The following is a 19,064-nucleotide window of genomic DNA, read 5'->3' on the forward strand; positions in this document are numbered from 1 at the left end:
CCTTAGGGTAAAAATCGTTATACTTATTAGCTCGTAATGGATAAAGGATGATTCAGTTATGGTGGGATTAGGTTCAGTGTCAGTGCCTGTGGTAAAGCAATACATACGTTATATTGAAACATTAGCTATCGATATACCGTTATTGTTGTCACGTAGTAATATCGCCAGCACAACACTATCACAAGAAAATGAGCGCATTAGTGGCGAACAATTACAGGCCTTTTTAGCCAATCTCATTATCGCAACTGATGATCCGTTATTTGGCTTGAAGAGTGGTGTCTTTGTTGAACCGAGTTCGTACAGTGTACTGGGTTATATCACCATGACATGTGCCACGCTGGAACAAGCACTAGAACGTATCAAGCCTTATGAAAAGTTGGTTGGTGATATGGGCGTGACATCGATTGACTATCAACCGCAGCAAGTCGCGATAAACTGGCATTGTGCTTACAGCTTTGAAGACGTGCGCGAGCAGATGGTGGATAACGTATTCGCTTCTTGGTTGACCTATGCACGTTGGTTATCTGGGCAAGCATTAGGGCCTATCGCAGTGCATTTACAGCGTGCAGATCCTTCGCCTGAGCAGCGTGCTTATTATCAGCAGGTATTTGCTTGTCCGGTATTGTTTTCACAACCCACCAATCGTCTTATTTTACCGCGTGAATACCTTGATATTCCGTTACGACAGCCAGATCATTGTTTACTGCAAACGTTAGAGTTACATGCTGCTGGGCAAGTTTCAGCCTTGGGAGATGACCATCGTTTTAGTATTCAAGTTAAAGACATTATCCGCATCTTATTAGCTAAGGGGATAACCCGTAAAGATATGGTGGCAGGACAGTTAAATATGAGCGAGAGAACGCTGCAGCGCAAACTGCAGCAAGAGCAAACCAGTTATCAAAAATTGCTTGATGAAGCGCGTTTATCACTGGCCCAGCAGTATTTAACCGAAACATTATTACCAGTCGATGACATTGCCATGCAGTTGGGCTTTAGTGAAACCCGTTCATTTTTTCGTAGCTTTAAGGGCTGGACAGGGCAAACACCAAGCGTTTACAGAGAATCTAGTTCACAGAAATCAGGCTAAACCAATGATTTATGATACACAAGCCTTTCAATTGTTGGGTATGAAGACTAAAATTTGCTATAAACAATAAAGATAAACCCTATACTGCTTCACAGCAGGATGCAATTAGTGAGTATATGATGAAAAAAATTACAACAATGATCGTTGCGTTAGCGTGTCTAGTGCCTTCTCTATCTATGGCGGCTGGTGGCGACGTTGCTGCTGGTAAAGCAAAAGCCGCTGTCTGTGCAGCTTGTCATGGCGCTGCTGGTATTTCAGCTATTCCTATGTACCCAAATCTAGCGGGTCAAAAAGAAATGTATTTAGTCAATGCATTAAAAGCCTATAAAACTGGTCAACGTACAGGTGGTATGGCACCGGTAATGTCTGGTCAAGCGATGGCACTATCTGATGCTGACATCAACAATGTAGCAGCATACTTCTCAAGCTTGAAATAATAGCCGTTAGGCACTAAGTCTAATTAGTGTTCATGTAGTCAATCGTAAAGCCTCGTGATGAGGCTTTTTTATTAACCAATAACCCCTTAGAACCTCCCCGCAATTAATTTATTCCTACTTCTCAGGTTATTTCATTTCCCCTACAGGGATATTTTTAGGATAATGGTTAATCACACTAAATTTAGTGAGCGCTAGCATGGCCGACAAACGTCAAAACCAGTTTCAGAATCAGTTTTCAAAAGATAAAAATAGAAAAGACAGTGCTGTTGATGCGCTAAAAGTGCCGCCGCACTCGTTTGAGGCTGAGCAATCGGTTTTAGGTGGCTTATTCATTGATAATGAAGCCTGGGATCGTGTAACCGAATTTATTGTGGCGAAAGATTTTTACAGTCGTCCACATCAACTTATCTTCGAAGCAATGGCGAAGCTGGTGGATCAACATATCCCACTGGACATTATTACGGTTTCCGAATGGCTAGATAACGAAGAACTGCTTGATGATGCAGGTGGCTTTGCGTATTTGGGTGATATTACCAAAAATACCCCAAGTGCTTCGAACATTACCGCTTATGCCAACATTGTGCGTGAGCGCGCTGTAATACGTGAACTTATTGCGGTTGCCAGCGATATCAGTGAATCAGGTTACGACCCACAAGGGCGTAAAAGTACTGACTTACTTGATTTGGCTGAAAGTAAAGTATTCCAAATTGCAGAATCAAGACAGAGCGAAGGCCAAGGCCCGAAAAACCTCGAAAGCGTACTGCAAGAAACCGTTGATAAAATCGAAGAGCTTTACCAAACTCCGCATGACGGTGTTACTGGTGTTGCATCTGGTTATGGCGACCTTGACGGTATGACAACAGGCTTTCAACCGTCGGATTTGATTATTGTTGCTGCACGTCCATCAATGGGCAAATGCATTGTCTCTGGCTCTCAAATCTTAGACCCTACAACGGGTCAATTGAATAGCATTGATGATCTTGTTATACGCCAACAAGCAAACCTGGCCACTGTGAATAATGATTACACGCTATCTGTTACCCACGCATCTGCGTTTGTTGATGATGGTATGAAACCAGTATTTCGTGTTAAAACCGCATTAGGTCGAGAAATATCGACGACACTGACGCATCCGTTTTTAACCGGAAAGGGTTGGTTACCACTAGACGATATTAGCGTCGGTGAAAAAATTGCGGTACCGCGTGAGTTACCGTATTTTGGTGACAAAGCGATGCCTGAGCATGAAGTTAAAGCATTAGCATATTTCATTGCTGACGGTGGCACGACACAATCAAATCCTATGTTTACCAATGTGAATCCTGTTATTAGCCAAGATTTCATTAATGCCATTGAGCAGTTTGATGCAGTGTCAGTGAAACCAGTATTAGCAGAGGACAGAGCGCCATCATTTAGAGTCAGTGCTGAAACGTCACAAGTTGAAGTGTATAGACGTCAATTTTCAACACTGCTAACGCAGAGTATGGCTGCTCAGAATATCATCGGTAATGATCTCGCCGGTATACTCTCGGTTAGCAAGGCGAGTGTCAGTCAGTGGTGTAATGGCCATTGTGTACCTGAACAAGCGACATTTACAGCATTATTAGAAAAGCTTGATTTCACGTTAGCTGATGCAAACATACCAAGTTATGCGGCAATGGCGAAGAATAGCATTAACAGCGTGACTCAATGGTTAATCGCACATGCTGTATGGCATAAAAGTGCATTAGAAAAAACCATTCCAGATGCTGTTTATACTTTCCCTAAAGTACAATTAGCGTTATTCATTAATCGCTTATTTAGCTGTGATGGTAGTGCGTTTGTACAAGCTAATAACCAAGCTAGATTAAGTTACTCATCTTCAAGTTACGCACTAGTGCATGGCTTACAACATCTGTTACTGCGTTTCGGTATTATTGCGAAAGTGCGTGAAAAAACAAGTAAGTATGATGGCGCTACACCTTATGAATTAGAAATATTAGATCAGCAAAGTATCCTAACATTCATTAGCGAAATTGGTATTTTCGCTAAAGAGCAGGCACTTGCTGATGTATCACAGTTATTAGCGGATAAAGCGCAGCACACTAATAAAGACACAATGCCAGAATCTGTAAATCAGTATATTTTACTGAAAAAAGCAGACCGCTCGTGGCGGGAATTATTCACTGCAGCGGGTAAAGTATATCCAGAGGGCTACAACCCTCATTTGCAAGGTGAAAGTGCGAGAGGCATATCACGTCGCCGTTTAACCTTGTTTGCGGAGTTATTACAAGATGACTATCTCCAGCAGTTAAGTCAGTCAGATTTATATTGGGACGAAATTGTCGCGATTGAGCATCAAGGTGATAAGCAAGTTTATGACTTAACGGTGCCAGATACGCATAATTTTATTGCCGAAGATATTTGTATTCATAACACGACTTTCGCGATGAACTTGTGTGAGCACGCGGCATTGAATGAAGACAAACCTGCGGTTATTTTCTCGCTGGAGATGCCTGCAGAACAGATCATGATGCGTATGCTCGCGTCACTCGGTAAGATTAACCAAACCAAGGTACGTACTGGTCAGTTAGATGATGATGATTGGGCGCGTTTATCTGCGACGATGAAGAGCATGCTTGAGCAAGGTAAAATGTACATCGATGATAGTTCTGGTTTGACTCCGACCGAGGTACGTTCGCGTTCACGCCGTATTGCCCGTGACCACGGCGGTATCAGTATGATCATGATTGACTACCTACAACTGATGCGCGTACCCGCATTAAGTGAAAACAGAACCTTGGAAATTGCCGAGATCTCGCGTTCATTGAAGTCCCTTGCCAAGGAACTTAAGTGTCCTGTTATTGCCTTATCACAGTTGAACCGCTCGTTGGAGCAACGTGCTGATAAGCGTCCTGTTAACTCGGATCTACGTGAATCAGGCTCTATTGAGCAGGATGCCGATTTAATTATGTTTATTTATCGTGATGAAGTTTATAACGATGATTCGCCAGATAAAGGCACCGCTGAAATCATTATCGGTAAACAACGTAACGGCCCCATTGGTAAAGTCAGATTGACCTTTAACGGTGAGTTTTCACGTTTTGATAACTTTACGGGTCCTGCTTATGATGACGATTATTAAGGAATAGCTATGCGTTCAGCAACGGCTGAAATATGTTTGCAGTCATTGCAGCATAACGTTAAACAGATTAAAAGCATTGCGCCAAACAGTAAAATAATGGCAGTGGTAAAAGCGAACGCTTATGGCCATGGTCTCGTTGCCGTCGCCAGATCGCTGAAAGCGGTTGATGCATTTGCTGTCGCGCGTGTTGAAGAAGCATTGATGTTGCGCAGTGGCGGGATTGTAAAACCGATCTTGTTGCTGGAAGGCTTTTTTTCGACAGATGAATTACCTATCTTGGTCGCGAATAACATCCAAACATCGGTACATATCGAGCAACAACTTGCTGAACTTGAAGAAGCAGATTTGGACGCACCAATTCATGTGTGGTTGAAAATGGATACTGGCATGCATCGTTTGGGCATACGCCCAGATAACTGTAAGCGTGCTATTGAACGATTGAAGAACAATTCCAATGTGGTGCAACCTGCACGATTGATGACGCATTTCAGCTGTGCTGATGAAGCTGAACCGAGTATTACCCAACGCCAAATCGATTTATTTGATGAGTTAGTTGCTGGTGAAGAGGGTGAACATTCGATTGCGAACTCTGCCGGTGTATTAGCGTGGCCAACTGCACGTCGAGAATGGATCCGTCCCGGTATTATGTTGTATGGCGTATCACCGATGATCGGTGCGACAGCCGTAGATCATAACCTAAAGCCAGTGATGACATTAACCACGGATTTGATTGCAGTACATGATATCAAGCAAGGTGAGACCACCGGCTATGGCGGTATTTGGAGTGCACCTGAAGATACTCGATTAGGCGTTGTTGCTGTTGGTTATGGTGATGGTTATCCACGTATGGCCCCGGAAGGTACGCCAGTACTTATTAATGGTCGTATTGTACCAATTGTTGGCCGCGTATCTATGGATATGCTCACGGTAGACTTAGGTGCTGATTGCCAAGACAAAGTGGGTGATAAAGTGATTATGTGGGGCGCCGGTTTAGCAGCTGAATTAGTTGCAGAACACATAGGCACCATTGCATATGAACTCGTCACTAAACTTACACAACGGGTAACACTTAAGTATTTATAAAAAAGTAGTTGCCTCTAATGCTAGAGTTAGCATTTTATAAATCAACGAAAGTTAAGTTATATCAAGCTGCTATGTGCACATTTAACACATGGTCATGATGTTGATGCAATTAATGACTACGTATATACATTTATTATCTGCATTTTGTGAATTAATTACGCTACTATAGCCTAGAGTTATAACTCTAATCATTTGCTTTAATGCTTTATTTGAATCGATAATAGCTAATTATTGTTTTATTTCTTCGATATTCAGTAATTCGTGTAAAGTTAGTTGATGTACCTAAGGGTTATGATTAAGCTTATTAAATCTCACTTTTTATCATTTAGTGTATACAGCAGTAGAGGGCATATGACAGAAAATAACACGACGCAGAGAAACCTTCCGAGGCAGGAAAGAAGCCTTGAAAGAGTAAAACAAATTATTGATTCAGCTGCAGCCTTGTTTGATGAAATAGGCATTGCTAATGCGACACCTTCTGATATTGCTAAGGCATCGGGTTTAACCAGAACATCGTTATACCGTTATTTCCCAAATAAAGCGTCGATAATTCGTGCTTTAGCAGAACGTCATCTCCAAGCACTGCAATTACGATTCTCAGCTGTGCCAAGTGATTTACCGCTTGAAGAACGCATTGAATTGGTTATTGAGATATACGCTGAATTTTACCGTAAAGAACCGGGTTATATGGCTGTTTGGTCTGGTGTTGATTCATTGCCCGAACTGAAAAGTATCGATCAGTCAGCACTTGATTTCCATTCTACGGTTATTCAAAAGCAAATGGAAAGTATTGTTTCTGATGAGATTAACGCTGAGCAGATTAAGATGATCTCGGTTATCTTACCACGTACTGTCGGCTCTATTTTACGTCTAGCAGTACAAGAGCCTGAATCAGCAGATAAATACGTTCGTGAAGCAAAAGTGCTAGCGACTGTATATTTAACTCATTATGCACATATTTCTGGTTATGACCTTAAGGGTCAGTTAAACGCAGAATAATCGAATAAATTAGCAGTGTTGTGCCCATGACACTGCTACTCTCCTTAAATAGCAGCGGATGCTTACCCCCAAATAATGGAACTGTTTTATGCCTATCTCTTATGTTGAACCTGTATTTCGTCCGCCAAGTGAATGGCGCTCATTGATCTTACAAGTCGCCAATGGTTGCTCTTGGAACAACTGCACGTTTTGCGATATGTATACCCAACCGCAGAAAAAATTTCGTGCTAAAAAGATTGACGACATCGAAGCTGAAATTTTAAGTGTTGTCGCCAGTGGTCAAAAGCATCAGCGGGTCTTCCTTGCTGATGGTGATGCCATGACATTACCGTTTAAACGCTTAAAAGAGATCTTACTGTTGATCCGCAAACATATGCCCGATGTGCAAAGAGTCAGTGCTTATTGCCTACCTCGTAACATCAAAGGCAAATCATTAGCAGAGCTTTATGAGTTATGTAATTTAGGGCTCGGTATTGTCTATGTCGGTTGTGAAAGTGGTGACGATGAAGTATTAGCGTTAGTTGAGAAAGGCGAAACGTACGACTCGCAACTTGATGCGTTATACAAACTGAAAGGTGCAGGTATTAAAACCTCGGTGATGATTTTAAATGGCCTAGGTGGTACCGAGTTTACTGAGCAGCATGCATTAAACTCAGCACGCTTGATGAATGAAGCACAACCCGATTACTTGTCTACGTTAGTGGTGTCTTTTCCATTAGGGCAAGCCAAGTTTGCGAAGAATTTTGAGCATGGTTTCCAATTACCTGACCAACACGGGTTATTTTTGGAAATGCAGATGCTGTTAGAGAATTTAGAATTAAAGCATACCGTGTTTAGGTCTGACCATGCTTCTAACTACTTGTCCTTGAAAGGCACGTTAGGGCAAGATAAAGCACAGCTATTAGCACAAGTGCGGAGTGCAATCGAAGCGCCGGAACAAAGCCATCTACGTAAAGAATGGCAGCGCGGATTGTAACTATTGTTTTTCGACATAACTAACGATTATCTTTTTAGTATTAACACTGTCATATTTTCAACATTTAGCGCTGCTAATATCATCGTACTTTAGAATAAGTATCACAGTAATCTGTAAAGATGTATCAGACAAGATGACAACCTGAAAGGGCAGTGCTATGGTTGCTAAGGTTATATTTTAATAAAGATTATCTTATAGTTACCCAGTGTTTGATAGGTCTTGACTATTAAAATGATTGACTCAAACAATTGGTTTAAGATTATATTTAATGTAAAAATTATGCCGTAAATAAGCGGATATTTAATTAATTTTAGGAGATTAAAATGGTTTTAGTAGGACGTCAAGCACCTGATTTTACAGCTGCAGCAGTACTAGGTAACGGCGAAATCGTTGATAGCTTTAACTTTACTGAATTCACTAAAGGTAAATCAGCAGTTTTATTTTTCTACCCACTTGATTTCACATTCGTTTGCCCATCAGAGCTAATCGCTTTTGATCACCGTCTTGAAGAATTCCAAAAGCGCGGCGTTGAAGTAATCGGTGTTTCAATTGACTCACAATTCAGCCACAACGCATGGCGTAACACTGCTATCGAAGATGGCGGTATTGGTCCAGTTAAATACCCACTAGTAGCTGACGTTAAGCACGAAATCTGTAAAGCATATGACGTTGAGCATCCAGAAGCTGGTGTTGCTTTCCGTGGTTCTTTCCTAATCGACACAAACGGTGTTGTTCGTCACCAAGTTGTTAACGACCTTCCATTAGGCCGTAACATCGACGAAATGCTACGTATGGTTGATGCACTAAACTTCCACGAGAAAAACGGTGAAGTTTGTCCTGCACAATGGGAAGCTGGCAAAGAAGGTATGGACGCATCTCCAGAAGGCGTTGCTAAATATCTAACTAAAAATGCTAAAAGCCTTTAATTAATACTTAACTTGTTAAGTAAAAATTAAGTCTTAATAAAAAAGCCAATCTCATTGAGATTGGCTTTTTAGTATCTGGGGTTTGCACTTATTGCTTGAATACAGCATTTGTTATTGCTGTATTATTTAATTATAACTTAGTTATCAAAGCATATTTCAATCGAGGCGCTGCCGAATGCACTGGTGAGTGGCAGTAATAATTTAGGTCCATCAGATTTATGGGTAACGGTATGACCCTTGCCTGATACCACTATGGGTGTGGACATATCAAAATCAAAGCCTTTATCAGCTAAAATACGTTTTGCACCACCGGTAACCATATTGGTTATCTCACCGACCATATCAATGACTTCAGCATCAATCTTAGCTGGCTTTTCACCGAGCATGTTATTCATGATAGCTAACGCTAATGATTCATCAAATGTCAGCGCAAATGAACCTTTAGCTTGCTCTGACATCATGCCCATAATACCGGAGATATCACCTTTCGCTTTATCGTCTTTTTTAAGTCTTGGTTTACCTGGTGTTAACTCAACTTGAGCCATGGTATTTAATACGTTTAATAACGACGAGATAAATGGATTGATAAATTCTACACGCATAGTTTGTTGTTCCTGAAATTTAATTATTCACGACAATCAGCACAGATACCGTGTGCTTCAACTGTCTTAGTCGTAATTGCAAAACCATGTTTATCGGCAAGTGATTGTAGCAACTCTTCTATTTCGGCATTGTGTAATTCAATAACGCCACCACAACTCTTGCATAAGAGTAATTGTGAAGGATGCTTTTCACCAAAATGCGGACATAAAATAAAGGCATTACTTGACTCTATCTTATGGATAAAACCTTCTTCGAGCAGGAAATCGAGACCTCGATATATTGTCGGCGGTTTGGCATTTGGTTCTAATTGCTGTAACTGAGCTAGCAGATCATAAGCGCTGATCATGGCGTTGTGTTGTGCCATTAACAGAAAAATCTGTTGTCTAATAGGAGTGAAGCGAACTGCACGCGTAATACAAAGCTGCTGCGCTCTGTAGAGTAAATTGTTCGCTGATTCAGTCATAGGGCTCATCAAGTCGCTGCGAAAGGATAATGCTAACACACTAGAGACGCTTTTCTAATTATAATAGCCTACAAATAGCGACGTAATTGCCTTTTATAGTGGTTTATCGTGCATTTTCTTCGCTTACCTTTGGTGCCTATAATGAATAATGGGTATTTTTATGTTTGAGCTGTATATCAATAAGTAATGTATGGTTATTTTATTTTTCAATCCTATTTAGTCAGGCGAGTTTGGAAAAGGGCTCGCTCACTAAACTCTCCTTATGCTCGTCATCGACAAGCGCTTATTTGAACAAGATCTTTATTTTTGAAACTATGTGACTCAGGGTGTATGATCGCCCCCTTGTTTTTCATCGTCACGGCTTTGCTGTCGTGCGAATTTGAAAGCAACCTAATGACATTTAGCGCACTTACATTTAGTGCACTTAATTTAGCGTAACAGCGCATCCAGATAAGAGATATTCAAGCAATGACCAAGCCAGTTATAACCAGTGTTCATGCCCCTGGGCGTTTTTCTATTGCCCCAATGCTCGATTGGACACAGGCTAGTAATTAACTATTTAAAAACAACCGCTTACGCTTGCTTTTCGTGCAGTGAGGGACAAAAAAGGGACATTTTTCAGCTATATACAGTCATTAACTCTTCAATTCTCATACTATTCTTATCGAAAAAAATTGTAAAGTAATCCTTCAAAAATTTGGAATCATCAAAATAATTTTGTACTAATTATACGTATGAATTATTTCGTTCATATATTCATTTTTTGAGAGACATTATGATGACCGTATCATCAAAATTGCAACTAACTACACGCGTATTATTAGCTGAAAAATTTAATCATGAACCACTGCTACCACTTGAGCAAATTTGTCAGCCCATGCTTGGATTATCGCTAAGAACAGCGAAGAGAAGAGCCGCTCTTCATGAACTTCCATTCCCAGTCTTTCGTATGTCTGATTCTCAAAAATCGACTTGGCTCGTTAACTTTGATGATCTAGCTGATTATATAGAGCGTAGAACTCGAGAGCATCGTCAAGATTGGATCCGTTCACAGGTGTAAATTGTTTTTGGAGTAATAATTATCATAGAAAATATTACAGTGCAGTCTCATATCAATCCGCAATTTTTTACTCGTAATGAAGCTTGTAACTTAGAGGCATTAATTCGTGAGTCAGGACATCGACAAGAGCTTAAGCAACTAATTCGAAATCTACATAACGATAACGACTTTGAGGCTCTTAAACTCGCGTCTTTGATGCGTTACGTTGATAGTAAGCAATTAGAAGCTGTGTTTATATTACTGCGTCATGTATCAAGTGGTAACAGTATTGAAAGTGCATTCGAGTCGGAGTATTTTTGGTCTTTAATTTAATTTAATTAAATAAGCCCGTGTTATAAAAACGGGCTTGATTTTTTATCTGATGTTCATTTTTAATCTACTTACGTGTTTCTTTTGTTCTGCTGTTAATGCGGAGTTACTCAGCTCTAAAAATGTTTTCTGCATTCGATTGTGCTGACGATTTTTTTGCTTGTAATCATTATCTTCAGCGGCTTTAAACCACTTATCTGCCTGTGTTTGAAGTTTAATTATTAATTTTTGAATATCAAGTTCACTTTGTGACTTTTGATGCTGATACTTCCACATTTCTAAGCGCTTTCCTCGATTCAGCTCGTGTGGTTTATATTCTTGATGGCTTATCCCAAAATGTTTTAGTACGGCAGCGTTAAAAGCGGTTTTAATTAGTTTAGTTGCTTTTTTCTGTTGCAATTCTTTTAGCACTCGGTTGCCAACAACTTTACCGATAAGCAGGTGAACATGATCGCCCGTTCCTCTTAGATTGTCTTGTGGTTGCTGATGTAGTACAGCTCGAATTTGTGTTTTATATTGCTCGCGTTCTTCCACTGTTAGCTTTAACATTTTAGCTAGAACTGCACAGCAATCAGTGACGATTGAGTGCCATTGTTCTGTGGTAGGACGATGACCTTTTGGCAATGTAAGACAAAATTCTATTGCGTAACTTGATAGTGGCCTGCCACCTCTCGTATTATTTAATTGTTGATTTAGTCGAAACTGCTCACCAATTAGTGCAATGCGACGAGACGTATTTTCGTTACCAACTATCGAGATTAATTTTTCTGTAGTTTTATGGTTAGGGTGATTTTCCGACAGGTAATATTTCTCTCGTGCTATTACTCCGTCAGCAGTATCTTTCACCGATTGTGTTGTTACTGTCCAATTTTTTAGCATATATCTTTTATTTAAGTTTAATTTTTTTTGGGCTAATATACAAATAACTCCTCATATGTTTTGGTATAGGATGGTATTCAAGATAGGACAACCGCTTCGCTTTATGTTGTCCACTTGTAAGAAGGGTTCCCCTTCCTAACTACCCTGACGAGCGCTATATTTGTATTTTTCTTATCCCTACGATTATTATCTAGAACGTCTTTCTATCTATTAAAGGTACACAGTATAATATTGACAATTAAGTATCTGTAGGTTTATGATATCGAGTGCCAATTGAGCCCACGGTGTGTCATCTGTAAATCAATTTTAATAGTACTGATTAACATTACTAATTTACCTATCAACTTAGTCAATATACGTTGGTATTTTCAGAAAATGACACATGCTGGCGGTAAAGGGCTAAAACTATGATTCATGCATACTGCACAGCTGCAATTATTACTCCAAATACTTTTACACATTCGGTAAAATTTCTGTTTCAACAAGTTAAGCCTGACTCTCGATCACTAACATTAAATCAGACGTACCAGCTAATGGCGAAATCTTGTGGATTTAGTTCATTTCAGCTATTACAGCAAGCTACTGAAATTTTTGTACAGAACAGTGAAATCGAAGATCTAATGGTATGCATTGATAAGTCAAAAAAGACTAATATTTCCAGCTTAGAAATTTCAAACTTGCTGTCGTGCGATATCACTTGTCTCGAAAATAATGGGGGTGTTGGTGTTCTTTTATATAGTGATAACACTGTATGTGAAACACCAATATTGACAGAGAGTAAACCATATTTCGCGAATGCTACTTTATATGAACTCCCAGCAGATAGGGGGATTCATATTCTTTCAAGTGATTGGCATAGTTTCATTCTTCGAGTTCAGCAGCAGATAGACAACTGTGACGCTGAAAGACAGATTGATATTGGAAAACTGATTGATGTTGAGTGGAGTGCTACCGAATTTATGGATTTCGATGACATTAGTCTTACTAACCCTGATATTGCATACGCTCAAGATCTAGAATCACTTACAGAAGGGCAGTTTAGAAAACTTGTGTGCGAACAATCAATTTATTCATCTGCAGATGCAGTTTATGAGTTATTAAATTTGAATCGATGATAGTAGTTCATTGAAATTGACTATTTAAGACACTATGCTGATCAGTTAAGGTAAACATGATCAGTTGACAGACTTTTCTCTACTGGCAAAATCCAAGTGTCCTATACACTTGGATTTTTTATACTCGTTAAGTCCGATATCACTTGCCGAAGATAATCCTTCTAATTAGCCTAATTTTCAGAAGCTTAGCTCAAGAGTTTGTATTTATAAAAATTAAGATCTATATTTCTTATAAATCAGAGTATAAAAAATACCGTAGAGCCTAAAAACCTACAAAGCGAATTTTTCCTCAACATGTAAACTCTAAAAAGGTGAATGTAGGTATGCCTGACCCATTACCTTAATACCACCACCGAGTCGTCTTCGTCGATATGTATTAGAAACTACATATAGTCTGGATAACACTGCACCTGATTTTCTTGCTGTCTCTACTATTAGTATGCTTGCAGCAATTATTGGTAGTAATGTCGTTATCAAACCCAAAAAAAATAATGAATACCCTTCTTGATGACCCCAAAAATAATTGCCATATTTCATGAAAATTATTTGGTTAAGTGTTTTTAATTTTGTAAACTTTAATTAAAAGTATGAAGCAATTTGATTTTGTTGAAGAAGCTAGGCTAGAAGAAAGTATGCGTGCGACTGTATTAGATATTGTCTTTGACATGACTAAGAATACGCGCTTTGGAATGGAAAAAGACAAGGACAACAACTTTAAAAATGATCTCTATATTCGAAACTTTACTGACGCATATGTTAAGTCGATTGAACTTGATGATGTCTCTGATAACTATAAATTTAGTATGAAGTCTGACATTATAAGTGAAAATACGAGAGTCGACGGAATGACGGCAGACGATATTATTAATAAAAAAGTAGACATTGCTAGGGTCATAGTTAGAAGTATGGGAACAAAAATAAGAGATTCTGCACCTAATCTTACACGATAGTTTTTCTTAGTAACTGTGAAACACGTTTGATTTGAAAAAACCAAACGTGTTACACTTCAAAGACTTAAGATTACATTGTCGAGAAGTGTAAATGTCCATAAATTGTTCTCAGGTTATTGAAAAATTCAGAAAATATAGCTTTGAATACAAAAAAAGCTCCTCTAATTCCTCCTATTTAACTTTTACCTTTAAGTCGGGCTTTTTTCATAACGCTGAAATTGTGCAATTAGCCACAAATAAAGATGATGAACTTGACATTATACGTAAAATTGAAGATTTAAAAGAGCTTGGTGTATCAATTAAACGGAATAAATACGATACGATAGAGCAAATTGAGAAAGGATTATTTGACGGTTTTTTTGATGTTGAACGTTGGAAGTCTCGTATCCATGATGAATATCAATCATATACGGATTCAATTCTAAGTAGTTTCCCTGAATCTGAACAACTTGAATATAAATACATTAATGCCCCATATTCTTTGAGTGTGAATTCTTATTCCACACCGGAAAACGATACTCCGATTGTTGATAATATAGCTAATGGTATAAATGCTGAGGGAGCACAACTTATTTTAATTGAAGCTCCTGCAGGTTTTGGTAAAACGTGTACGTCCTATGAGTTAATAGACCAATTAGCAAAAACATCGAATACGCCAATTCCCTTTTTTACAGAATTTTCTAGAGATCGTCAGGCTAGGGTATTTGGTCATGTGTTTGTTAAAGAAGTCGATCGTGCTTTTAGCCAAGTTAAGTCTGACGTTGTTATTGATGAGTTGCAAAATGGCCGAATTGTGATGGTTTTGGATGGTTTTGATGAGTTGCTTGGCGAAGACTCAAAAGAGAGATCTGAAGAAAATTACGAAAATGCTGAACCAATGCTAGAAACTATAGGAGAGTTACTTGTTAAAAATGCAAAAATTATTATTACGTCAAGACGAGCAGCAATCTTTGACGGCAGTGTATTCAATGAATGGGTAGAAAGCTATTCAGAGAAGTTTACTTTTAAACGATATCGTATTCAGCCTCCTAGGATTGAAGATTGGTTGGATGAAGAAAGGCGGACTGGTTTAAGCGAAGTGGGACTAGAACTCGATAAACTATCTAATCCAGTATTACTTGCTTATCTAAGAGCGTTGAAGTCCGAACAGTTTTATGGGTTGTTAAAAACACCAGAGAAAATTGTCTCTCATTATTTTACAGCCATGTTAGAACGAGAGATGGAACGCCAAAACCTTCCTATGATGCCTGAGCATCAAACTAAAGTTTTAGCGACTATCGCTGAGAATATGTGCGAAGAAAATTATACTTCCGATGGTAAAGATAAAATAGTTGAGTTGTTTAAAAGTAAATGTTTGCAGCTACTCGAGGCCACTCGAAAGCTTTACCCTATCAGAGACCGACCTACATTAGATGCGCTTGCTTCGACATTGGCTACTCATGCTTTTTTTGACCGTAGCAATCAAGGTGAAGGACGTATTGAGTTTATAAACGAATTTGTTTTTGGGAATTATATCGCAGAGTCAATTTTTGATTTTGATGGTGAGTGGATTGCCAGTGATGAGAGATTTGTAGAACCTGCTATAGCATCTTACAGAGCTCGAACCCAGCATGAGCGGACTGAGTTGTGGAAAAAATTAGAACATATGAAAGTATTTCTATCTGACTCTGACCGTATGTCTTATGAAATAAAAATGCTTGGACGTATTTATAGTGAAGATTACAACGCTACATCGATTAACTCGCTAGATGTTAGCTGCATTGATTTTTTCAAAGACACATGTGTAGATAGTATCTCTTTTAGTAACTGCTTTTTCTCTAATGTAGATTTCTATATTGATAATATAAAAAATGCGACGTTCATTAATTGTAAGTTTTATGATTGTTCATCCGTTGGAGAGAGCATAAACGATAATTCAATGGAGTTATTAAACTGTATCGATAACAATCACTTTATCCTCGAATTAGAAGAATATCAGGTTGTTGAAGAGTCAAATTCAATAAGTGAGCTGACTTTACAAATATTCCGTCGATATTTCCCCGTGGGTTCAAACAGTTGTGAAAGGATCCATATCCCCCTAGCAAGTATTTATAAAATACAGGTTGATGGGTGCACTAAGCGAGATATTACGAAAGAAGTAAAACGTCTTAAGCGAAATGGACTTTTAGTTGATGCAACTGATGGTTCATATATAGCTATAAATACTTCAAAAATGGCGGAAATAAAACAACTTATAGGAAGAGTTTAATGAAGTACCCTGTAGAGGTTGTATCTCAAGAAATACAAACGCAGTTAGTTGAAACCTTAAATCAAATGGGGATTATGTATCGCATTTTTGGCCGTGTTAAGGATCACGTTTCCCTGAAATATAAGCTTGAGCGAGATACTGAGTATGGGGTTACTAAGTACCTTCAAGATCTTATTGGAATTCGTATAGTGTTATACTTTGCGGATGATATTAAAATTGTTCACGAAGTGATTGGTAGAGTCTTTGAAGAGAGAGAAAAAGATCAAAGCATTGATAGTATGAATGAAACAACTTTCAAGCCTGTACGTTATAATTTGGTGTACGACGTACCACCTGAGAAAGATTATGAGTTATCACCTGAAATTGCGCATAAAGTAGATAAGACGTTTGAATTACAGATAAGAACAGTGTTATCCGAAGGCTGGCATGAAGTTGAACATGATTTAAGGTTTAAGTATCAAGATGATTGGACACCATTTCCAATAGAGTCAAGAATGTTTAATGGCGTATACGCATCTCTTGAGACGAATGAATGGACGATGATTAAAATATTAGAAGAAATAGCTTATGGTCACTATAAGCGCAAAAATTGGGAAGCAATGATACGCCAAAAATTTAGACTTCGCTTGGCCAAAGTTAACCTAAAGCGAGAGATTATAGATATATTTGATGGTGATAATGAATTAGCAAAAAAATTCTATCGGATTGATAGAACTAAAATGATTTCATTATTTAATAAAATGCAATTTGACTATCCAATCACTGTTAATAATATTATTTATTTTGCTAATGTCTTTATAGTTAAAGATGTAAGCATTACAGAAATCACTCCGCAGGTATTAATTGATGAGTGTTTAGAAAAACTAGAAAGAGTATAGCTATAAGCGTTGGCCGTTCTAAGACATTAAATTTCTATCGCCTAAACCGTCGGCGATAGAAATCTAATTATCTGTATTTAGATGCTCGGTAATCCAGATAAATCAAAATCATCAGGGCTTTTTAGTTTTAAAAATTTACCATTTTTGCCCTCTACTCGGCGTTGTTTAATACCTTGCCCGTCGCTAGATAGTAACTGTATGATTTCATCTCGTCTTTTTTGGTAAGCTTGTGATGATGACTTGTCATAGAGTTCATCAATGACAATTGATACAACCTTACTCGCGGAGGAAAGATAATTACCGTTATCTTTTGTTTTTTTTAGGTGTTTACCTACAGGGCTAAAATTATTTTCATTGAGTATAAAATCCAAAATTTCGTTAGCTATAAGAATCAAGTTATCGCTCAATTTTGAAAATGTTTTATCAATAGAATAAAATTCGTGATATTTGTCAATAAATGTATCAGCTTTATTTGCAGCAAGTATCTTTCCAAGCTTAATGTAATCATTGATATCGCGGTTAATGATATTAATAATATAGCTAATCACATTATCCCCATAAGTTGTTTTACCTACTTTCTTCCATTTTTCTCTTTTCTCGATAGACCCACTACCTTCGATAAATGCAAACCTGTTCGCGAATTGATCTTCGACTCCGTATTCATTAGCTAAGCTTGAAACTGACTCTGCTGAAGTAAAAATTTTCAAGTATAGAGGCACATCCATCGATAATTGATATTTTGTGGATATTGTTATATCAGAACAAAGTACCTTCAATTCAGATGTAACATTTGTGAATTCATCAACCCATAAAATTAAAGAATCTATAAAATCATGGTAACTTTTTCCAACTGGTGAGCCGCTGATCATTTTTTCAACTTCAGTTAATGATGTTTCCGTAACAAGACCATACCTCTTCATTTCGTTAAATAATAAACCTTTTCCCCAGTCAGAGGTGCATTTAAACCATAGATAGCATTTTTTACGATCAACAGTGAATCTAGAGGCCACTAAAAATGAAATGAAATCATCAAGTTGAGGGAAGTGTTCTTTATAATCAGCAACAACACTTTGATCTATTTGTTTAAACTTGATTGGTGACTCATATGCTTCATGTCTGAAATACACAGTGACTTTGCTACGATCTCTTAATATGTAAGATTTATCAGCGAAAATATCTACGTTTACGTTTACTTTGTCGCGTTGATTTTTTTTGTGGTCTATCAAAACCATCTCAGTGGGTAAGTTTCTTATTTTTGTTAATAACTTAGTTAGTTCTTGCCTATTGTCTGTAATTCTACGAATTTGTTCGTTTGCATATGCACAGAATTGCTCATAATTAATGATTTCTCCAAAAAACGATTTTAGAAAAGTTTCTGCATCTTTTGCAACAAAATTGGCAAGTGTATTTTCTGGTGTAATGATAAATAAATTATTTTTTGAAGCGCTCCAAAATGCATTTTGCATTTGTCCCTCAAGATTATTTAAGTCGATATGGATTTTAATCGTATCTTGTTCGTGAGATAGTTTTAATAAACCATTAATCGCAGACTTTATACTCATAGCCATATTTGTCGTCGATGGTGAATAAACTTTTTTAGTATTATCAACCACACGTGAGGTAGGCTGTTTTTCTAGATTTGTCATTTTATTTTTATTTTTATTTTAATTTTTATTTATTTACGAGATTATGGTCTCGTAAATAAACTTACTTTTTTATTAGTACAATTCAAGATATGAAAAGTTTTGATGAAGTATTCGTTAAAGGTATTTGCTTATAATTAAGTTTCCTTGTTTCCTTGTTTCTACATTGATTAATCTTTAAGTATTGATATTACAGTTTAGTTGTAAATATAAATCAATTTTAAAGTAACAGTGGTAACAGATGTAAGCTGTTGATTATTAATTGTTTGTATGTTCTTATTTAAGCG

General features: G+C 37.9%; 17 protein-coding genes. 13 read left to right on the forward strand and 4 right to left on the reverse strand.

Annotated elements, in window-relative coordinates:
- Nucleotides 1-58: 58 nt before the first annotated feature.
- From A923_RS0116695 to A923_RS0116725, 7 genes are all read left to right on the forward strand, one after another.
- Nucleotides 59-1,087, forward strand: a complete 1,029-nt coding sequence (locus A923_RS0116695; RefSeq protein ID WP_017222832.1) for an AraC family transcriptional regulator — start codon at nucleotides 59-61, stop codon at nucleotides 1,085-1,087.
- Nucleotides 1,088-1,206: 119 nt separating this feature from the next.
- Nucleotides 1,207-1,524 carry a c-type cytochrome gene (locus tag A923_RS0116700; RefSeq protein WP_017222833.1) on the forward strand — a complete coding sequence of 106 codons (318 nt, stop codon included), beginning with the start codon at nucleotides 1,207-1,209 and terminating at the stop codon, nucleotides 1,522-1,524.
- A 196-nt stretch (nucleotides 1,525-1,720) separates the two neighbouring features.
- Nucleotides 1,721-4,645 carry a replicative DNA helicase gene (gene dnaB / locus A923_RS22310; protein ID WP_051039755.1) on the forward strand — a complete coding sequence of 975 codons (2,925 nt, stop codon included), beginning with the start codon at nucleotides 1,721-1,723 and terminating at the stop codon, nucleotides 4,643-4,645.
- A 9-nt stretch (nucleotides 4,646-4,654) separates the two neighbouring features.
- Complete coding sequence (alr, locus tag A923_RS0116710; protein WP_017222834.1) at nucleotides 4,655-5,728, forward strand: alanine racemase; 1,074 nt, start codon at nucleotides 4,655-4,657, stop codon at nucleotides 5,726-5,728.
- Between the two features lie 351 nt (nucleotides 5,729-6,079).
- Nucleotides 6,080-6,727, forward strand: a complete 648-nt coding sequence (locus tag A923_RS0116715) for a TetR/AcrR family transcriptional regulator (RefSeq protein ID WP_017222835.1) — start codon at nucleotides 6,080-6,082, stop codon at nucleotides 6,725-6,727.
- Between the two features lie 88 nt (nucleotides 6,728-6,815).
- Complete coding sequence (locus A923_RS0116720) at nucleotides 6,816-7,703, forward strand: radical SAM protein (protein ID WP_017222836.1); 888 nt, start codon at nucleotides 6,816-6,818, stop codon at nucleotides 7,701-7,703.
- Nucleotides 7,704-8,026: 323 nt separating this feature from the next.
- Nucleotides 8,027-8,629, forward strand: a complete 603-nt coding sequence (locus A923_RS0116725) for a peroxiredoxin C (protein ID WP_017222837.1) — start codon at nucleotides 8,027-8,029, stop codon at nucleotides 8,627-8,629.
- Nucleotides 8,630-8,766: 137 nt separating this feature from the next.
- Here the strand turns inward: A923_RS0116725 and A923_RS0116730 are convergent, their stop codons facing one another.
- Nucleotides 8,767-9,231, reverse strand: coding sequence for a chemotaxis protein CheX (locus A923_RS0116730; protein WP_017222838.1), 465 nt, complete (start codon nucleotides 9,229-9,231; stop codon nucleotides 8,767-8,769).
- 23 nt (nucleotides 9,232-9,254) lie between these two features.
- Nucleotides 9,255-9,695, reverse strand: a complete 441-nt coding sequence (gene zur / locus A923_RS0116735; protein ID WP_017222839.1) for a zinc uptake transcriptional repressor Zur — start codon at nucleotides 9,693-9,695, stop codon at nucleotides 9,255-9,257.
- Nucleotides 9,696-10,470: 775 nt separating this feature from the next.
- On the opposite strand from zur, the gene A923_RS0116740 reads away from it, so the two are divergent.
- On the forward strand, nucleotides 10,471-10,755 hold the full coding sequence (locus A923_RS0116740) for a pyocin activator PrtN family protein (RefSeq protein WP_017222840.1): 285 nt from the start codon (nucleotides 10,471-10,473) through the stop codon (nucleotides 10,753-10,755).
- A gap of 39 nt (nucleotides 10,756-10,794) precedes the next feature.
- Complete coding sequence (locus A923_RS0116745; RefSeq protein WP_017222841.1) at nucleotides 10,795-11,067, forward strand: hypothetical protein; 273 nt, start codon at nucleotides 10,795-10,797, stop codon at nucleotides 11,065-11,067.
- Between the two features lie 42 nt (nucleotides 11,068-11,109).
- Here the strand turns inward: A923_RS0116745 and A923_RS0116750 are convergent, their stop codons facing one another.
- Nucleotides 11,110-11,943 carry a hypothetical protein gene (locus A923_RS0116750; protein ID WP_017222842.1) on the reverse strand — a complete coding sequence of 278 codons (834 nt, stop codon included), beginning with the start codon at nucleotides 11,941-11,943 and terminating at the stop codon, nucleotides 11,110-11,112.
- 533 nt (nucleotides 11,944-12,476) lie between these two features.
- On the opposite strand from A923_RS0116750, the gene A923_RS0116755 reads away from it, so the two are divergent.
- The 4 genes from A923_RS0116755 (at nucleotide 12,477) to A923_RS0116770 (ending at nucleotide 17,134) form a co-directional block, all read left to right on the forward strand.
- Complete coding sequence (locus A923_RS0116755; protein WP_237716234.1) at nucleotides 12,477-13,058, forward strand: hypothetical protein; 582 nt, start codon at nucleotides 12,477-12,479, stop codon at nucleotides 13,056-13,058.
- A 587-nt stretch (nucleotides 13,059-13,645) separates the two neighbouring features.
- Entirely contained in the window at nucleotides 13,646-14,008 is a 363-nt protein-coding gene (locus A923_RS0116760; RefSeq protein ID WP_017222844.1) for a hypothetical protein, read from the forward strand.
- A gap of 91 nt (nucleotides 14,009-14,099) precedes the next feature.
- On the forward strand, nucleotides 14,100-16,256 hold the full coding sequence (locus A923_RS0116765) for an NACHT domain-containing protein (protein ID WP_017222845.1): 2,157 nt from the start codon (nucleotides 14,100-14,102) through the stop codon (nucleotides 16,254-16,256).
- The gene (locus A923_RS0116770) at nucleotides 16,256-17,134 is read left to right on the forward strand and encodes a nucleotidyltransferase family protein (protein WP_017222846.1); all 879 of its coding nucleotides are present in this window, start codon (nucleotides 16,256-16,258) and stop codon (nucleotides 17,132-17,134) included. The genes A923_RS0116765 and A923_RS0116770 overlap by 1 nt, the downstream gene beginning before the upstream one ends.
- A 77-nt stretch (nucleotides 17,135-17,211) precedes the next feature.
- Here the strand turns inward: A923_RS0116770 and A923_RS0116775 are convergent, their stop codons facing one another.
- Nucleotides 17,212-18,780, reverse strand: a complete 1,569-nt coding sequence (locus tag A923_RS0116775) for a hypothetical protein (RefSeq protein WP_026006297.1) — start codon at nucleotides 18,778-18,780, stop codon at nucleotides 17,212-17,214.
- Nucleotides 18,781-19,064 lie beyond the last annotated feature (284 nt).

The sequence above is a fragment of the Moritella dasanensis ArB 0140 genome (genome assembly GCF_000276805.1).
GTDB classification, from domain to species: domain Bacteria; phylum Pseudomonadota; class Gammaproteobacteria; order Enterobacterales; family Moritellaceae; genus Moritella; species Moritella dasanensis.